This is a genomic window from Anabaena cylindrica UHCC 0172, assembly GCF_034931625.1.
Taxonomy (GTDB): Bacteria; Cyanobacteriota; Cyanobacteriia; order Cyanobacteriales; family Nostocaceae; genus Anabaena; species Anabaena cylindrica_A.
In genome coordinates this window covers 12,635-31,632 of record NZ_JAYGGY010000117.1, presented here as the reverse complement: position 1 = coordinate 31,632, position 18,998 = coordinate 12,635, and the positions used below count along the sequence as shown (strand labels likewise).

Here is an 18,998-nt window from a genome sequence, read left to right as displayed (position 1 = left end):
TGTAAACTCAGTCCTTCTGGGTCATTTTGTCGTGCCTTAGTCTAAACTCCAGTTAAATTGGCACGACAATGATTAATTTTAAACAAAAAAGGGGCTGATTTTACACAGTCCCCCCATTTCCAATTTCCAATTTCCAATTACCGATTACAACCCATCGCTAATCGGTGATGGCAGTGACTCTTCGGGTTCAGGTAATAAAGGCTCAGGTGATGACTGAGGTGATGGCTGAGGTGATGACTTAGGAAGAATAAATTGTCGCCAAGTCCTAATTTGTTGTTGGGCATCTCTGTAAGCAGAACTACCCTGTGGAATCAACCTAGCAGTCTCGATACTTCTAGCAACATCAAACTCACTTTGAGAACGCGCCATTTGTAATAACTGTTGACTCCATTGATCAATAGCCACGTTCGCATCCATACGTAAGACGTTACGATTTGATACTCGATTAGCTAACTTAATCGCCTCAGATAAAGCTTCTGGTGTGCCAGTAATAGCTACTTCTCTGGCTTTCTTCCAATTTTCTCTAGCCCGGATTTGCTCTTGCCAACTATCAATGGCTGTTTGTGCTTCTCCTGCCAGCGCTCGTCCTGATGAGGCAATTTTTTGAGCTTCCCTCACAGCAGCAGTTAAATCACCACTATCAGCGATGATGCGTGCTTGATCTAGATAAGGTTGATCTTGAATTCGCTGAATTTTAGCTGTCCAAGTGCTGATTTTTTTCCGTGCGTCTGGATATAAGGAACGACCAGATCGGATTTGACCTGCCTCTGCGATCGCAGCTTGTAATGAGTTAATATCCTCCAATAGAGCTATCTGTTCAGCACGATCCAAATAAGGTTGGTCTTCAATAGACTCTACTTTGCTACGCCAACGTCCCATTTCTTGCCGTGCTTCTTGAGAGCGGGGGTTATTATCAGGGATAAGCTGCACTTCGGAGATTGCTGCCGTTAAATCGTTAATTGTGCCTTGACTAGCTAAATTTCGCGCTTTTTCCAAACGAGCAACATCTTCAATCTCTAATTGCCAACGAGCAATCAGTTGTTGAGCTTTACCATATACTTCCCTAGAAGCATCAATTTGTTGGGCTTGATAAATAGCTGCCTCTAAACCAGCAACAGTACCTACCCAAGCATTCCTTTGCGCTTCACCCAAAACCACAAAATCATCTATTTCTGCTTGTAATGAAGTAATTGGCGGAATTTGTCTGACAATTTCTAATGCTGTATCAGCATCCCGTCTATCCATTTTGGCTTGTGCCAATTGCAGCATCTTGCGCCCAAACTCAGGAATTAACTCCTGAGCTTTTTGATACAAATAGCTGTCTGATTTAATCGACTCAGCGAGCTTAATAGCCTCAAGTAGTTGATCTACGGAGCGACTTTTTACTATATTTTCAGCTTTAGATAGCTTATCGCCATCTTCTCGCGCTGTCACAATGATGCGATTTAATTGGTCGTATTTGGTAGTAGACCAATATTTATTGTTGACGCGTAGGAGTTTAGATGACAGCATAAAAGCTGATTGCCAATTCCTTTCCCGCAGTTCTTTTTCCGATTTTTGGTAAATCTCTTCTGCTTTTGACCAGATCGACTGCCACTTGCCAATTTGTTCTTCTACTAGTTTACGTACTTCTAAGTCTTCAGGAATTTGGCGAGCAGTTGCGATCGCTTCTTCTAAATTCCCAGCTTGAAAACTCTGATCAGCTAACTGTAAAATATCCTGTGACCACCCCTCCAACAAACCATTAATTTGTCCTCTGAGGGGGTGATTTTTTGGCAATTCCCTCACAAGTGCGATCGCTTGCAATAAATCTTTTATAGTCTGCTTAGAAGCCGCCAACTGAGCGCAGTGCAACCTTACTGAAGCACTAGCCAAAGGCCAAAAAATTTCTGGGCAATTCGGTGCTGATGGTAATTTAAGCAGCATCGACATTGATATAAATCCTATAGTGCTGGGAATCAACGTTAATAATATTGACCACAGCACCCAACTTTTCATCCAGCGTGGTATTCTCTCAGTAATATAACCGAGCTTAAAATTTCGCTCTGAATGATTATCTATAGGTAATCCTTCTGTATTGTTGTCTTGTTGCTGCTTCACTGATTTATAGTTAGAACCAGTAGCTGGGACACCAGATGTTTCAGTAGTCCCGACTTCTCCAGTTCGGGATAATCTTGTTGTTTTATCTGGCTTTTCTGCTCTGGCTGGAGACCAACTGTCTGAAATATCCCGTTCTGTCATCTCTCACCCAAAGTAATTGAATAGCAGTCCGCGTCAGACTGATAATTCCATTTTTGCCATACTAACTTTCTTTCTCATCATTAAAAAGCTATTTTTTCCTGTTCTATCTCCACAGATACCATTTGCGATTAATGAATTTCGTAGTTTTTTATACTTATTCCTCAACAGAAGCTTCCGTCTGCAAATCAACAATTAGTTTCGCTAGATTATCACTACTGGCTTGATAAACTCTGCCACAAAAATCACAAGTTGCTTCTGCGCCATTATCTTTAATAATCATATCTTGCAGTTCTGCTTCTCCGAGCATTTTTAATGCTCCTAACACCCGATCAAAGGAACAACGACAGTGGAAGCGCAACATCTGACTTTCAGGAAAAATTGTCAGCCCCATATCTCCTAGCAAATCACTAAAAATTTCCGTCAGCGTCTTCCCAGCTTGCAATAATGGCGTAAACCCTGATAATGCAGATACCCTTGATTCCAAAGTAGCAACTAAGGCTTCATCTCTCGCAGCTTTGGGTAACACTTGTAATAGTATCCCTCCAGAAGCTGTAACGCCACCGGAACCCACGAATACACCTAAAACCAAAGCTGAAGGTGTTTGTTCCGAATTTACGAGGTAATGGGCGACATCATCACCAATTTCCCCAGAAACAAGTTCAACTGTACTAGAGTAGGGATAACCATAGCCAATATCCCTAACAACATACAAGTAGCCACTACCTACTGCACCACCAACATCTAGTTTACCTTTAGCATTAGGAGGCAATTCCACTGATGGGTTCTGTACATAACCCCGTACCGTGCCATCCAAGCCTGCATCTACTAATATACCACCGATAGGCCCATCGCCCTTGACTCGCACATTGACCCTAGACCCAACACGCTTCATACTAGAAGCCATTAACAATCCTGCTGACATAGTTCTTCCTAGTGCGGCTGTAGCCACATAAGAAAGCTTATGACGCACTCGTGCTTCCTCAGTTAAGCGTGTGGTAATCACACCAACCGCCCGAATACCCCCATCCGCTGCTGTCGCCCGAATTAATTGATCCGCCATGAAAATCCTTACAATTCTTAACAAAATGACTTTTCTATTGTAAGTTCTCTGGGGACTGGGGACTAGGGACTGGCGACTGGGAAAGATGGGGGAATATTACCAATTACCAATTACCAATCACCATGCTAGGCACTTTTCAACAAAGCCAATTGCGAATCGAAATAGAAGCTTCAGCCACTGCCATTCACGATAGTCTATTGCGTCCAGCACAGCTAGAAAAATGGCTCTTAGGACAAAGTTTTTCACCCGGAATGCCAGAAGAACTGCAAACCGGATTTCAGTTTACTACTTCCACTGGGCCAGTCCAAATACATCATCAAGTCGATGTCGTCAAACCTAATTGTCTGCGCTTGTTACTCAGCAACGGTATTGATGGCTTTCATGAATGGTATTGGGGAGAAGGTTGGGTACAGTCTCGTTTAGAAGGTGTATCAATTTTGCCTGTTAAGTTGGCTCAAACTCTGAGTTTGCTGAATTTACGTCAGTTTTTGGTAACTCAGAAAGTGTAAATCTATAAATATTCCACCCAATAGTAGGAATTTAGCTTTCTCATTCCCTTACTCTGTATGGGAATGAATTCTAAAAGGCTCTGCTCAGACTTGACAATATACGAATTATTTAACCGGTTTCACTACCAATACAGAACAATTAGCTTCTTCCATGACTTGAGTACTAACAGAACCCTGGACAATTCTCTTCATCCCCGTTAATCCACGACTACCAATCACCACTAAGTCGGCTTTGTAAATATTGGCTAGTCGCACAATTTCGTCAGCAGGATCACCAGTTACTAGTTCTAATTCACTTTCAAATAACAATTTTTCTTGATATGATTGCAGTTGCTTTTCAATCTGGAAATAAGAAAATTTGGGTGACTCAGGGTGAGGACGATCAGCGGGTAACTCTATTTCTGACTCTGGTGTAGGAAATACATGACAAAGAATGACTTTGGTGTTTGATGACAAAACCAAATCACCTAAAGCCTGAATTACTCGTTCGGCAATTTCCGAGCCATCCAGAGCTACTAAAATAGTTTTTAACACCGCTTTTGTCTCCTCAAAAGTAGACCCCTTAAATAGTCACATAGGGATAATTATTGGTGTTAACACCAATAATTTCCCAAATGTAATCTTTAGTTTATTAAATTCATAAACCTATTATCGTCAACTAAGGAGTAACTTGTGTCAACCGTATTCAGTAAAGGTTATGCATTCTAAATTACTCATTTTCCTCAACTCGCCGTCTTACTGAATCAGCGTGGGAAGGTAAACCTTCAGCGTTTGCTAATGCGTCAATTGCCCCAGCTACTTTATGCAGTGCAGTTGGTGAGTATTGAATAATACTGGAGTGTTTGAGAAAAGTTTCAACACCTAAGGCAGAAGCATAACGGGCTGCACCGGAAGTTGGTAAGGTATGGTTAGGCCCTGCTAAATAATCACCGACAGCTTCTGGTGTTGAATAACCCAGGAAAATAGCTCCAGCATGGCGAATCTGAGAAATTAAAGCCCAAGGATCTCTAATTTCTAATTCCAGGTGTTCAGGAGCAAATTCATTTGAGAGTTCTGCTGCTGCGGTGAGAGATTCGACAACGACAATTAAGCCGTAATGAGCGATCGCTTTTTCTGTGTCTATCCGGCGTGGGTGATCTACCAATTGTCTATCTACAGCTAATTGGACTTTTTTCGCTAAACCAGCATCTGTTGTCAACAAAATCGCCGCCGCCATTGGATCATGTTCCGCTTGGGCTAACAAATCTGCTGCTACGTGTGCAGGATTCGCTGTTTCATCGGCAATAATCAGCACTTCGCTGGGGCCTGCCAATGAATCAATACCCACTGTTCCATAAACTAATTTTTTGGCTAAGGTGACATAGATGTTACCAGGTCCGGTAATCATATCCACCTTCGGAATCGTTTCTGTACCGTAGGCTAAAGCTGCGATCGCTTGAGCGCCGCCAATGCGATAAATTTCCTGTACTCCTGCTTCTTGTGCAGCTACTAAAACAGCTGAATTAACTGTTTTTTCTCCTCGTGCTGGTGTTACCATCACTACACGAGGTACACCTGCAACTTTGGCTGGAATAGCATTCATCAGCACGGTACTGGGATAGGAGGCGCGACCACCTGGTACGTATATACCCGCACGATCTACGGGCGTATAACGTTTACCAAGTACTATTTCATCCTCGCCAAAGTGTACCCAGCTTTTTGGGACTCGTTGTCTGTGAAACTCTTCAATTTGGCGACAAGCCAACTGAATTGCTGCCAACAAATCCTTTGATACCTGTTGGTAAGCTGCATCCAGTTCTGAGCCTGTCACCCGCAGTTCTTCTGGTTGCAAGGTTAAGTGGTCAAATTCGGATGTGTAATGCAATACAGCTTTATCGCCTTGGCGTTTTACTGCTTGCAGTACTTCCCTGACGGTTGCTTCTTTGTGAAACAGTTGTTCATCCTGGGTGCGTTCGCCTTCGGCGCGTTGGAGACGCTCGCAGATACGTTGTAGTTCGGCTCTAACGTCTGCCTGCTGAGTAATAATTCGCAGCATGGAATAAGGACAATGCCAAAATTAGAATGTTCCCGCTTGAGAATTAGTTTTGCTTTTTACTCCCTAGGAGATCAAGCTTTCCCTAACTCTCTTCTCTAGCTTAACCTGGATTTTTTTGATACTCCCAGGATTGCCGTTTCCTTTTTTCCCTGGGGTTATTAATTTTAGTACTCTATCTTAACCTATTTTCCCATGGGAAAACATATCCTGACCATAGGGATTTCCCAATATAATTTCCCAATATAACAGGGGTGATAGCAGACGACTGGGTCCTAATTCTTTTTCTCCTGTTCCCTAATTGCCTGTTTTCTGCAACTTATTTTTTGCAGAAATTATAACATTGGCAATTTGGATGCTATATTAGTAAGTCTAGTAGTGTGTGTAAATATTAATTAATAGTTTTTTTGGAATTGACTGTGGCGAATACAAAATCTGCTCTCAAGCGTGCCCAAATTGGAGAACGCAACCGACTGCGTAATAAAGCATACAAGTCAGCCGTAAAAACGCTGATGAAGAAGTACATTAGTGCTGTTGAAGCCTATAAAGCTGCTCCTACTCCAGAATCAAAACAAGCAGTAGATACTCAGATGTCAGAGGTTTACAGCAAAATTGATAAAGCGGTGAAGCGTGGGGTGTTACATCCCAACAACGGAGCTAGGAAAAAATCAAGATTAGCGCATAAACTCAAACCACTGACTCAAACTGCATAGTAGTCATTTAGTCATTAGTCATTAGTTTTAAAGCTAATAGATTAATGACCTAATAAATTCCCATCAATGACTCTTGAGCAACCCATGCAGCTAATAGATACTCATGTCCATCTCAACTTTGACCTATTTCAGCCAGATTTAGCAACAGTGCGATCGCATTGGCAAAAATCAGGAGTAGTGCGTTTGGTGCATTCCTGCGTTCACCCAGAAGAATTTGCCAGCATTCAAGCCCTAGCCCACGAATTTCCTGAGATCAGTTTTGCCGTTGGCTTACATCCTCTAGATGCTGCTAAATGGGATCATAATACAGCCGAGAAAATAAAAGCTCTAGCTAGTTCTGATGCCAAAGTAGTAGCGATTGGGGAAATGGGGTTGGATTTTTATAAAGCCCAAGACTATGACAACCAGCACATAGTATTTGAGTCTCAATTAGCGATCGCATCTGAACTGAATCTACCAGTGATCATCCATTGTCGTGATGCTGCACCAGAGGTAAGATCAGTCTTGCAAAAATGGCGAGAGAGTCAAGGAGAAAAAGCACGGGGTGTCATGCATTGTTGGGGTGGAACACCAGAAGAAACCCAATGGTTTCTTGACTTAGGCTTCTACATTAGTTTTAGTGGGACAGTAACTTTCAAAAACGCGCAAACTATACAAGCATCAGCTGCTATAGTAAATAGCGATCGCCTACTAATTGAAACAGATTGCCCCTTCCTAGCTCCCGTACCCAAACGAGGAGAAAAACGCAATGAACCTGCCTATGTCCTTTATGTAGCAGAAAAATTAGCCCAGTTGCGGGGGGAAACAATAGAAGCCATAGCCCATCAAACCACCCAAAATGCTTGCAAATTATTTGGACTGGCATTATAAAGGGCAAAACATCAAGGTGAAATTACCATGATCTGGCTAACCATCAAAGAAAGCACTTTTTTACCTGCTTTTGAGATCACTGCCTTGATCAATTGTATTAAATTAAAAAAATAAGACTCTAGGAGGACAAAAGTGTGCTAATATTATTCCCTCCAAAACATTTTACTTGCGCCATAATAATGATAAAGGAAGGAATTTATAACTTCTGAAAGCCACTTAATTTCAGGCGGGTATAAAATCTATACTGTGCTGATTAGGGATTTGTGAATATAAAAACCAAAATTTCACGGACATCTAAAACTATCTCTACAAGCAGATGCTCTCAATAGATAACAAATCCTGGCAGACTAGGTTGATATGGACTTTTGGACAACAGCGGATCTGGTGTGAATTGAACCTATAGAAAATTGTTAAACATAAAGTGCCTTGTGACTAAAATTCAGCAACATAAATCCATCCTGATTCAGAGCCGACTCTCGCGGATTCTTCAATTTTGGGATCTCACTGTGAGTATAGATAAATTCTTTTAAAGATACAACAGTGTGGATGTGGATAGATTAATGAAGGCGCAGTTTTGGAGGCGAAGTGAGGAAAAAAAATAAAACTCAGCAAGACATCAACAATCCGTTCTGGTTGAGTAAATACCCTAGCTGGATTTTAGCAAACCTTGCTTCTCCACAAGGGCGATTACCCCCTTGTCAAAAGCGCTTATTCCAGATTTAATTGCTGCGGAAAACTTTTGACCTGTTAACAGCAGGTTGTATCAGGAGGAGTTCCCCCGCAGATTGCATACACTGACACTAGGGTTAGTAACATTACCGCAGTATTCAAAAGCAAGTTTAACCAGGTTGACAAAGGTAGAGGCATGACTAACGAAACATATATGGAACCCGCCTTTCTGTTACCCGACTTAATTGAAATCCAGCGTTCAAGCTTTCGCTGGTTTTTAGAAGAAGGGCTAATAGAAGAGTTGAACTCCTTTAGTCCAATTACAGACTATACCGGCAAACTAGAGCTGCACTTTTTAGGTCATAACTACAAACTCAAAGAACCTAAATACAGCGTTGAAGAATCCAAACGGCGGGATAGCACCTATGCCGTGCAGATGTATGTACCCACACGTCTTTTAAATAAAGAGACAGGGGATATTAAAGAACAAGAAGTATTTATAGGTGATTTGCCGTTAATGACCGATCGCGGTACGTTTATTATTAACGGAGCCGAACGGGTTATCGTCAACCAAATAGTGCGATCGCCTGGAGTTTACTACAAATCAGAAATTGATAAAAACGGGAGACGTACTTATTCTGCCAGCTTAATACCTAACCGGGGAGCATGGCTGAAATTTGAAACAGACCGTAACGACTTAGTTTGGGTACGCATCGACAAAACCCGCAAACTCTCAGCCCAGGTACTTCTCAAAGCCCTAGGGTTATCAGATAACGAAATCTTTGATGCCCTCCGCCACCCAGAATACTTCCAAAAAACCATCGAAAAAGAAGGGCAATTTTCTGAAGAAGAAGCCCTGATGGAGTTGTACCGCAAACTACGTCCAGGTGAACCACCCACAGTTTTAGGTGGACAACAACTATTAGACTCCCGCTTTTTCGACCCCAAACGGTATGATTTGGGTCGTGTCGGACGTTATAAACTTAACAAAAAATTACGCCTTTCAGTCCCTGACACCATGCGTGTACTCACGGCTGGAGACATCCTCGCCGCCGTAGATTACCTTATCAACCTAGAATATGATATTGGTAATATTGACGACATCGACCACCTCGGAAATCGCCGGGTCAGAAGTGTTGGTGAACTACTGCAAAACCAAGTTAGAGTCGGATTAAACCGCCTAGAAAGAATTATCCGGGAACGGATGACCGTCTCCGATGCTGAAGTTTTGACACCAGCATCATTGGTTAACCCCAAACCACTAGTAGCAGCAATCAAAGAATTCTTTGGTTCCAGCCAACTAAGTCAGTTCATGGATCAAACCAATCCTCTGGCAGAATTGACCCACAAACGCCGTTTGAGTGCCTTAGGTCCAGGTGGTCTGACAAGGGAACGAGCAGGCTTTGCTGTGCGAGATATCCACCCCAGTCACTACGGACGCATCTGCCCCATCGAAACTCCAGAAGGCCCCAATGCCGGGCTAATTGGCTCTTTGGCAACCCATGCCCGTGTTAACTTATACGGATTTTTAGAAACTCCTTTTAGACCAGTAGAGAATGGCAAAGTGCGGTTTGATGTGCAACCAGTGTACATGACCGCCGATGAAGAAGACGACCTGCGGACGGCGACTGGTGATATTCCCGTAGATGAGAATGGTTATATCAAAGGGCCACAGGTTCCAGTCCGCTATCGGCAAGACTGGGCGACAACCACACCAGAACAAGTAGATTATGTAGCAGTATCCCCAGTTCAGATTGTATCTGTGGCTACGAGCATGATTCCCTTTTTGGAACATGACGATGCTAACCGGGCCCTGATGGGTTCCAATATGCAACGCCAAGCAGTCCCCCTACTCAAACCAGAACGTCCCTTAGTTGGCACAGGCTTAGAAGCCCAAGGTGCTAGAGACTCCGGGATGGTGATAGTTTCTCGGACTGATGGGGATGTTGTGTATGTAGATGCGGCAGAAATTCGCGTCAGAATTAGAGAAAACTCCACAACAGACAAAGCCCTTACCCAGTCACTTTTTGGGAAAGAGTCGGCAACTTCCAAACCCCAAGAAATCAGATACGTTCTTTCCAAATATCAACGCTCTAACCAAGATACCTGCCTGAATCAAAAGCCACTAGTCCGCATTGGCGAAAAAGTAGTAGCCGGACAAGTATTAGCAGATGGTTCTTCCACTGAAGGGGGAGAGTTAGCACTAGGACAGAACATCGTCGTAGCTTATATGCCGTGGGAAGGCTACAACTACGAAGATGCGATTTTGATTTCTGAGCGTTTGGTACAGGATGATATCTACACCTCAATTCACATTGAAAAATATGAAATCGAGGCCAGACAAACCAAACTTGGCCCAGAAGAAATCACCAGAGAAATTCCCAACGTCGGCGAAGATGCCCTCAGACAACTAGATGAACAGGGTATTATCCGCATTGGGGCTTGGGTAGAAGCTGGGGATATCTTAGTTGGTAAAGTTACCCCTAAAGGAGAATCTGACCAACCACCAGAAGAAAAACTGCTACGGGCGATCTTCGGTGAAAAAGCCCGCGACGTGCGCGATAACTCCCTGCGAGTTCCCAACGGTGAAAAAGGGCGCGTGGTTGATGTGCGGCTGTTCACCAGAGAACAAGGTGATGAACTGCCACCAGGGGCAAACATGGTGGTGCGGGTGTATGTCGCCCAAAAACGTAAAATCCAAGTTGGCGACAAAATGGCAGGTAGACACGGGAATAAAGGGATTATTTCCCGGATTTTACCTGCTGAAGATATGCCTTACTTACCTGATGGTTCTCCAGTTGATATAGTCCTCAACCCCTTGGGTGTACCTAGCCGGATGAATGTCGGTCAGGTGTTTGAGTGCTTGTTGGGTTGGGCAGGTCAAAACTTGGGAGTGCGATTCAAAATTACTCCCTTTGACGAAATGTATGGGGAAGAGTCTTCTCGCCGCATTGTTCACGGCAAACTCCAAGAAGCCAGAGACGAAACCGGGAAAAATTGGGTATATAACCCCGATGATCCGGGCAAAATCATGGTCTATGACGGACGCACAGGAGAACCATTTGACCGCCCAATTACCATTGGTGTGGCTTATATGCTCAAACTGGTGCATTTAGTCGATGACAAAATCCACGCTCGTTCAACTGGACCTTACTCTTTGGTGACACAACAACCCTTGGGTGGTAAAGCTCAACAAGGTGGTCAAAGATTCGGAGAAATGGAAGTGTGGGCGCTGGAGGCATTTGGTGCAGCTTACACCTTGCAGGAATTGTTAACAGTTAAATCTGACGATATGCAAGGTAGAAACGAAGCCCTCAATGCGATCGTTAAAGGCAAAGCCATTCCCCGTCCGGGAACTCCAGAATCCTTCAAGGTGTTGATGCGCGAGTTGCAATCTTTGGGACTAGATATTGCTGTCCACAAAGTAGAAACCCAAGCAGATGGCAGTTCCTTAGATGTAGAAGTCGATTTAATGGCAGACCAAGCCACCCGTCGCACTCCACCACGACCCACCTATGAGTCACTTTCTCGTGAGTCCTTGGAAGAAGAAGAGTAGGAAGAAGGGAACAGGTGACAGGTGACAGGTGACAGAGAAGAAGTAAATAGATAATTCTCCCCTGCTCCCTGCTCCCTGCCCCCCTGCTCCCTCTTTACTGTCACCTGTTCCCTATCACCTGTCACCTATTGTTATGAGACCTGCCCAATCTAATCAGTTTGATTACGTAAAAATCGGACTAGCTTCTCCTGAACGTATTCGTCAGTGGGGAGAGCGGACTTTGCCTAATGGCCAGGTAGTTGGTGAAGTCACCAAGCCGGAGACTATCAACTACCGGACTCTGAAGCCAGAGATGGATGGTTTATTCTGCGAACGCATCTTTGGCCCGGCTAAGGACTGGGAATGCCATTGTGGAAAATATAAACGGGTGCGTCATAGAGGCATTGTCTGTGAGCGCTGCGGTGTAGAGGTAACAGAGTCACGGGTGCGACGACACCGCATGGGCTTTATTAAGTTAGCTGCCCCTGTTGCCCACGTTTGGTATCTCAAGGGCATCCCCAGCTACATTGCTATTTTGTTAGATATGCCGCTGCGGGATGTAGAACAAATTGTTTATTTCAACTCTTATGTTGTTTTAGCTCCTGGTAATGCCGATACCCTCACTTACAAACAATTGTTGAGTGAAGACCAGTGGCTAGAAATTGAAGACGCTATCTATAGCGAAGACTCCCTATTGGTGGGAGTAGAGGTAGGTATTGGGGCAGAGGCGCTGCTACGGTTGCTGGCAGATATCAATTTAGAGCAAGAAGCGGAAAATCTCCGAGAAGAAATTGGCAACGCTAAAGGTCAAAAACGAGCCAAGCTGATTAAACGGCTGCGGGTGATTGATAACTTTATTGCCACCGGTTCTAAACCAGAATGGATGGTAATGGCTGTGATTCCCGTCATTCCTCCAGATTTGCGCCCTATGGTACAGCTAGATGGGGGTAGATTTGCTACCAGCGATTTAAATGATTTATACCGTCGGGTCATTAATCGCAATAACCGTTTAGCTAGACTCCAAGAAATTTTAGCACCAGAAATTATTGTCCGTAACGAAAAACGGATGCTGCAAGAAGCAGTGGATGCCTTAATTGATAATGGTCGCCGGGGACGGACTGTGGTGGGAGCTAATAACCGCCCGCTGAAGTCTTTATCGGACATTATTGAAGGGAAGCAAGGACGTTTCCGGCAAAACCTGTTAGGTAAACGGGTTGACTATTCAGGACGTTCGGTAATTGTGGTGGGGCCAAAGCTGAAGATTCACCAGTGTGGCTTACCTAGAGAGATGGCCATTGAGCTATTTCAGCCTTTTGTGATTAACCGCTTGATTCGTTCGGGCATGGTGAATAACATTAAGGCTGCCAAAAAATTGATTTCTCGCAATGACCCTAGTGTGTGGGATGTGTTGGAAGAGGTGATTGAAGGGCATCCGGTGATGTTAAACCGCGCTCCCACACTGCACCGCTTGGGGATTCAGGCTTTTGAACCTATTTTAGTAGAAGGTAGAGCAATTCAACTCCATCCTCTGGTATGTCCGGCTTTTAACGCTGACTTTGACGGCGACCAAATGGCGGTACACGTACCTCTATCTCTCGAAAGTCAAGCAGAAGCACGGCTGTTGATGTTGGCTTCTAACAATATTCTTTCCCCAGCAACAGGTAAACCAATTGTTACCCCTAGCCAAGACATGGTACTGGGGGCATATTACCTGACAGCAGAAAATCCTGCTGCAACTAAAGGGGCTGGTGGATTTTTTGCCTCTCTTGAGGATGTGATTATGGCTTACCAGCAAGATCAGATTGCACTGCATTCGTATATTTATGTGCGGTTTGATGGAGAGATGGAAACAAGCGTTCCAGATACTGAGCCATTAGAAATCGTAGTCAACGAAGATGGTACTCGGACGTTGCTGTATAAATTCCGCCGTGTCCGCCAAGATGCCGAAGGAAATTTACTTTCTCAGTATATCTACACTACTGCTGGTCGAGTGATTTATAACAACGCTATTCAGGAAGCTTTAGCAAGCTAGAAAAGAGTACCGAGTACCGAGTAAAGAGTAACTAGTAGTAGAAAAGTTATATATAACGTCTCTACAGAGATTTTCACTCATTACTTATCACCCGGTACTCAGCACTCATCACTCAGCACTCAGTACTCGGTACTCGGTACTCAATAATGGAGAGACTAATGACTGAAAAAATGATTTTTCGCAACGTTGTCGTCAACAAAGGTCAACTGAGAAACTTGATTTCTTGGGCGTTTACCCATCATGGGACAGCGCGGACAGCGGTAATGGCGGATAAATTAAAAGAGCTAGGATTCCGCTATGCCACCAAAGCCGGGGTATCTATTAGCGTTGATGACTTGATGGTTCCACCTTCCAAGCGATCGCTCTTAGAAGCAGCAGAAGAAGAAATTCTCAGCACCGAAGCCCGATTCAAACGGGGGGAAATCACCGAAGTTGAACGATTCCAAAAGGTAATTGATACCTGGAACAGCACCAGCGAAAGTCTCAAGGACGAGGTGGTGACACACTTCAAAAAAACCAACCCCCTCAACTCCGTCTATATGATGGCCTTTTCGGGAGCGCGGGGTAACATCTCCCAAGTCCGGCAGCTAGTAGGTATGCGGGGACTAATGGCAGATCCCCAAGGGGAAATTATTGACTTGCCCATCAAAACCAACTTCCGAGAAGGGCTAACAGTTACAGAATATATTATTTCTTCTTATGGAGCCAGAAAAGGGTTAGTAGATACTGCCCTCCGCACCGCCGACTCTGGTTATCTCACCCGACGATTAGTAGACGTATCTCAAGATGTAATTATTCGGGAATTTGACTGCGGCACCACCAGGGGTATTCCGGTGCGGGATATGACCGAAGGCGCTAAAATTTTAATTCCCATCGGCAACCGCTTAATGGGCAGGGTAGTAGGAGAAGACATAATTCACCCCACCACGGGAGAAGTTATTGCTACTCGCAACACACCTATATCTGATGACCTAGCAGTAGAAATTCAAAAAGCTGACGTTAAAGAAGTTATAGTGCGATCGCCCCTCACCTGCGAAGCTGCCCGTTCTGTGTGTCAACACTGTTATGGCTGGAGTTTAGCCCATGCCAAAATGGTGGACCTGGGAGAAGCTGTGGGGATTATTGCTGCCCAGAGTATCGGTGAACCAGGAACCCAGTTGACCATGCGGACTTTCCACACCGGGGGTGTATTCACCGGGGAAGTCGCCCAACAGGTGAGATCCAAAATCGACGGTACAGTCAAAATATCCCGCAAACTCAAAACCCGTCCCTATCGCACCCGCCACGGTGAAGACGCACTCTATGCCGAAACCAATGGCACCTTAACCTTAGAAGCCAAGGGTGAAGCCGAGAACCAAGAAATTCAGATCACCCAAGGTTCAACACTGTATATTGTGCCTGGTCAACAGGTCAAAGCTGCCCAACTGTTGGCAGAAGTAGCCCTGGGAGGCAGAACCACCCGTACCAATACAGAAAAAGCCGTTAAAGATGTAGCCTCTGACCTAGCGGGAGAGGTGCAGTTTGCCGATGTTGTTTCTGAACAAAAAACCGATAGACAAGGCAACACCACCACCACAGCATCAAGAGGGGGATTAATTTGGATTCTTTCTGGCGAAGTTTATAACTTGCCACCAGGAGCAGAACTAGTAGTTAACAACGGTGATGCGATCGCCTCCAATGGTGTATTAGCAGAAACCAAATTAACCTCCGTGCATGGTGGGGTAGTGCGGTTGCCAGAAGCAGTTCCCGGCAAAGCCACCAGAGAAATCGAAATCATCACCGCCTCTGTGGTATTAGACCAAGCCACAGTGACAGTCCAGAGTTTCCAAGGACGCAACAACTACCTAGTGCATACAGGAAAGGAGTCAGGAGTTAGGAGTCAGGAGTCAGGAGATGAAGAGGATAATTCTCCCCTGCACCCTGCTTCCCGCCCCCCTGCCTCTTCTGCTCAAGTCTTTAACCTCCGAGCTACACCAGGCACAAAAGTCCAGAATGGGCAAGTAGTCGCTGAGTTAATAGATGACCGTTATCGCACCACCACCGGAGGCTTCTTGAAGTTTGCTGGTGTGGAAGTGCAGAAAAAAGGCAAAGCCAAATTAGGTTATGAAGTAGTCACCGGTGGCACACTGCTGTGGATTCCTGAAGAAACCCACGAAGTCAACAAAGATATATCCTTGTTGTTAGTCGAAGATGGGCAATTTGTCGAAGCCGGCACCGAAGTAGTCAAAGACATTTTCTGTCAAACCAGTGGTGTCATCGAAGTCACCCAGAAAAACGACATCTTGCGGGAAGTGGTGATTAAACCAGGTGAACTGCTGATGGTCGATGACCCCGAAGCAGTATTAGGGCGAGACAACACCCTAATTCAACCAGGGGAAGAATTCCAAGGCACAGTAGCCACAGAACTGCGGTACATTCAGTATATAGAATCACCAGAAGGCCCTGCTCTGTTGAGTCGTCCGGTAGTAGAGTTTGCCGTTCCTAGTAACCCAGACCTGCCTTCCACCACCTCAGTTAGTCAGCAAACAGGCCGCTCAATTCAGTTGCGAGCAGTACAACGACTACCCTATAAAGATTCCGAGCGAGTCAAATCTGTAGAAGGGGTAGAACTGCTGCGGACTCAACTGGTGTTAGAAATTGAGCAAGAAGGCGAACAAGACCACACAGCCTCACCTCTGGCAGCAGACATTGAACTAGTGACTGATGCAGACAACCCAGAAATTCAGCGCTTGCAGTTGGTAATTCTGGAATCGTTGGTAATTCGCCGTGATATTGCGGCTGATGCCACCCAAGGCAGCACTCAAACCACCTTAGAAATAGAAGATGGTTTAACTATTGCCCCTGGTGCTGTGGTCGCACGAACACAGATTTTGTGTAAAGAGGGCGGTATAGTCCGTGGCGTGAGAAAAGGCGCAGAGGCCGTGCGTCGCTGTCTAGTCTTGCGCGACAGTGACATGATCACCATGACTACCAAAACTGCCCCCAAAGTCAAGAAAGGTACTTTGTTGGTCGAAGGTACAGAAATTGCCTCTGGTGTGTTTGCAGCCGAATCTGGACAAGTAGTAGAGATAAACGCAGGTGACAAGGAACTCTTGACAGGTGACAAAGATTCCTCTTCACTATCACCTTCTACTTATACCCTGACTCTGCGGGTAGGTCGTCCCTATCGCGTCAGTCCTGGTGCTGTGTTGCAAATAGAAGATGGGGATTTAGTGCAACGGGGTGATAACTTGGTGTTATTGGTCTTTGAAAGAGCCAAAACTGGAGACATTATCCAAGGTTTGCCCAGAATTGAAGAATTGCTAGAAGCTCGCAAACCCAAAGAAGCCTGTATTTTGTGTCGTCGTCCGGGAGAAGTCAAGGTGGTTTATGGAGATGGGGATGAAAGCATAACCACATCTCGCGAAGCTTACGCTATTAAGGTTGTTGAATCTAATGGCGTTATCACCGACTATCCTCTGGGACCTGGGCAAAACTTAATGGTTTCTGATGGTGTTCAGGTCTTAGCAGGTCAACCCCTGACTGATGGACCTTCCAATCCCCATGAGATTTTAGAAATTTTCTTTAGTCTTGGTTCTGATGATGGCATCTATGCCTGTGCTAGTCATGCACTGCAAAAGGTACAGAGCTTTTTGGTCAACGAAGTGCAGATGGTGTACCAGTCTCAAGGCATTGAGATTGCTGACAAACACATTGAGGTGATTGTCCGCCAAATGACTAATAAGGTGCGGATTGATGATGGTGGGGATACTACCATGTTGCCTGGTGAGTTGGTTGAGTTGCGCCAAGTTGAACAGGTGAATGAAGCCATGGCAATTACTGGCGGTGCAAGGGCGCAATATACACCCGTATTGTTAGGTATCACCAAGGCATCTCTGAACACCGATAGCTTTATTTCTGCTGCTTCTTTCCAAGAAACAACCAGAGTCTTAACTGAAGCTGCTATTGAAGGTAAGTCTGATTGGCTGCGGGGATTGAAGGAAAACGTGATCATCGGGCGGTTGATACCTGCTGGTACTGGTTACAACACCTATGAAGAAACTACCATCGTTGAAGACTATGGAACTGATTTGGGTAATAGCGTCTTAGATGAAGTCGATGACCCGTTGGATATGGTGTTAGATGACCGCACTGCCAAGCTCTATAGTCTAGATGCTCCTGCTTTGGGAGATGGTAGCTATGGGGGAAGAAAGGCAGAAAAGTCGATTTTGGATGATGATGACGATTTGATTGCTGATGAAGTCACCGACCTTGTAGAAGAGGAAGAAGAAGACGACGACTACGAAGAAGAAGAGGATGATGATTACGAAGAAGACTAAAACTGTTTACCTACGTTAGTAACGTTTGTAGCGTACTAAAGGTAAAAGGTAATAGTTGGAAAGGGCAAAAGATTAATTTCTTTTGCCTTTTTATATGATTTCCAATACTGCTCGGTTAAGAATTTTTGTAGGTTGGGTTGAGGAACGAAACCCAACAAATGCCTGTAAATGTTGGGTTTCGTTCCTCAACCCAACCTACCTAATTTCATTTTTTGAGCTTAACCGACAAGTATTGATATGATTTCTACTTAAAGGATTTAATCAAAAGTTAGTAATGGTTACACTGAGACCAGAATCAAGCTTGGGAACCTTTAAATACTCGATTGGCTCATAACTTTGACGATTTGGGTCATTTGGTGCAGAGCATGGTTTAAAGAAAGTCTCTGGATTGTTTATGTATTCCAGTGGGTTAATTTTTTTGCATTCTGGATCGCTTACTCTCAAGCTTCCATCATTACTGCGAGTCTGATCGCTGACAATATTATTCCATTTACTAGTAATTGTGGCTGCTTCCGTCACCAAATTAGCTGACTGATTACGTTGAGCTGTAATAGCAGAAGTTTGTTTTGGGTTAGCATAAGCACTAGGAGTAATAGCGATGCTTGCGGTGAACGATGCCGCACTAATAGAAATGGCTAAGGTTAACAGATATAATTTCATAATTAACTGAATTAGGATTTAGAACTAGTGAAAACATTACAATCAACTCAGCGCAAACACTGAATACACAAAACTATTTTAAAGCAAATTTCCTGTTTATTTTAGAACTAGTAGTCGTTTTCGCTGTTTTTATTCTCAAAAATCTGTTAAACTTCAAAATTCTTAATTTTAATATCGTCTGCCGATGGCTGACATAAGTCACAAAATCCCATAGGCTAATTTAAAGTGTGTAGTTCTCACAAAAGTCATCGGCAGGATATACTTAACCTTGTTGTAGCCTTTACTAACTTTTTTTTGTAGAGGTAAAAATGTCTTTCAAAGTGACAAAGTGCAGAATCTTGCTATCTTCAATCATTAC

The 18,998-nt window shown here is 44.3% G+C and carries 11 protein-coding genes; 6 read left to right on the top strand and 5 right to left on the bottom strand.

Features of this window, described 5'->3' with window-relative positions; all coding sequences use genetic code 11:
* Nucleotides 1-144: 144 nt before the first annotated feature.
* Together VB713_RS25755 and hslO are read right to left on the bottom strand one after the other, a co-directional pair.
* Nucleotides 145-2,241, bottom strand: coding sequence for a chromosome segregation ATPase (locus tag VB713_RS25755; protein WP_323314338.1), 2,097 nt, complete (start codon nucleotides 2,239-2,241; stop codon nucleotides 145-147).
* 154 nt (nucleotides 2,242-2,395) lie between these two features.
* Nucleotides 2,396-3,301 carry an Hsp33 family molecular chaperone HslO gene (gene hslO, locus VB713_RS25750; protein ID WP_323314337.1) on the bottom strand — a complete coding sequence of 302 codons (906 nt, stop codon included), beginning with the start codon at nucleotides 3,299-3,301 and terminating at the stop codon, nucleotides 2,396-2,398.
* Nucleotides 3,302-3,423: 122 nt separating this feature from the next.
* Between hslO and VB713_RS25745 the strand changes: the two genes are divergently transcribed.
* A complete protein-coding gene (locus tag VB713_RS25745) occupies nucleotides 3,424-3,810 on the top strand; it encodes a hypothetical protein (protein WP_323314336.1) in 387 nt (128 codons plus the stop codon).
* Between the two features lie 105 nt (nucleotides 3,811-3,915).
* Here the strand turns inward: VB713_RS25745 and VB713_RS25740 are convergent, their stop codons facing one another.
* Together VB713_RS25740 and hisD are read right to left on the bottom strand one after the other, a co-directional pair.
* Complete coding sequence (locus VB713_RS25740; RefSeq protein WP_323314335.1) at nucleotides 3,916-4,344, bottom strand: universal stress protein; 429 nt, start codon at nucleotides 4,342-4,344, stop codon at nucleotides 3,916-3,918.
* Between the two features lie 175 nt (nucleotides 4,345-4,519).
* On the bottom strand, nucleotides 4,520-5,845 hold the full coding sequence (gene hisD / locus VB713_RS25735) for a histidinol dehydrogenase (RefSeq protein ID WP_323314334.1): 1,326 nt from the start codon (nucleotides 5,843-5,845) through the stop codon (nucleotides 4,520-4,522).
* Between the two features lie 416 nt (nucleotides 5,846-6,261).
* Here hisD and rpsT point away from each other — a divergent pair, with 416 nt between their 5' ends.
* From rpsT to VB713_RS25710, 5 genes are all read left to right on the top strand, one after another.
* Nucleotides 6,262-6,555 (top strand): 30S ribosomal protein S20, encoded by a 294-nt coding sequence (rpsT, locus tag VB713_RS25730; RefSeq protein WP_323314333.1) that lies wholly within the window; start codon nucleotides 6,262-6,264, stop codon nucleotides 6,553-6,555.
* 84 nt (nucleotides 6,556-6,639) lie between these two features.
* Nucleotides 6,640-7,425: a TatD family hydrolase gene (locus VB713_RS25725; RefSeq protein ID WP_323314339.1), complete on the top strand. Its 786-nt coding sequence runs from the start codon at nucleotides 6,640-6,642 to the stop codon at nucleotides 7,423-7,425.
* 865 nt (nucleotides 7,426-8,290) lie between these two features.
* Nucleotides 8,291-11,650: a DNA-directed RNA polymerase subunit beta gene (gene rpoB, locus VB713_RS25720; RefSeq protein ID WP_323314332.1), complete on the top strand. Its 3,360-nt coding sequence runs from the start codon at nucleotides 8,291-8,293 to the stop codon at nucleotides 11,648-11,650.
* 133 nt (nucleotides 11,651-11,783) lie between these two features.
* The gene (locus tag VB713_RS25715) at nucleotides 11,784-13,661 is read left to right on the top strand and encodes a DNA-directed RNA polymerase subunit gamma (RefSeq protein WP_323314331.1); all 1,878 of its coding nucleotides are present in this window, start codon (nucleotides 11,784-11,786) and stop codon (nucleotides 13,659-13,661) included.
* 158 nt (nucleotides 13,662-13,819) lie between these two features.
* Nucleotides 13,820-17,980, top strand: coding sequence for a DNA-directed RNA polymerase subunit beta' (locus VB713_RS25710; protein ID WP_416242483.1), 4,161 nt, complete (start codon nucleotides 13,820-13,822; stop codon nucleotides 17,978-17,980).
* A gap of 261 nt (nucleotides 17,981-18,241) precedes the next feature.
* Here the strand turns inward: VB713_RS25710 and VB713_RS25705 are convergent, their stop codons facing one another.
* Nucleotides 18,242-18,640 carry a hypothetical protein gene (locus VB713_RS25705; protein ID WP_323314329.1) on the bottom strand — a complete coding sequence of 133 codons (399 nt, stop codon included), beginning with the start codon at nucleotides 18,638-18,640 and terminating at the stop codon, nucleotides 18,242-18,244.
* Nucleotides 18,641-18,998: the final 358 nt, after the last annotated feature.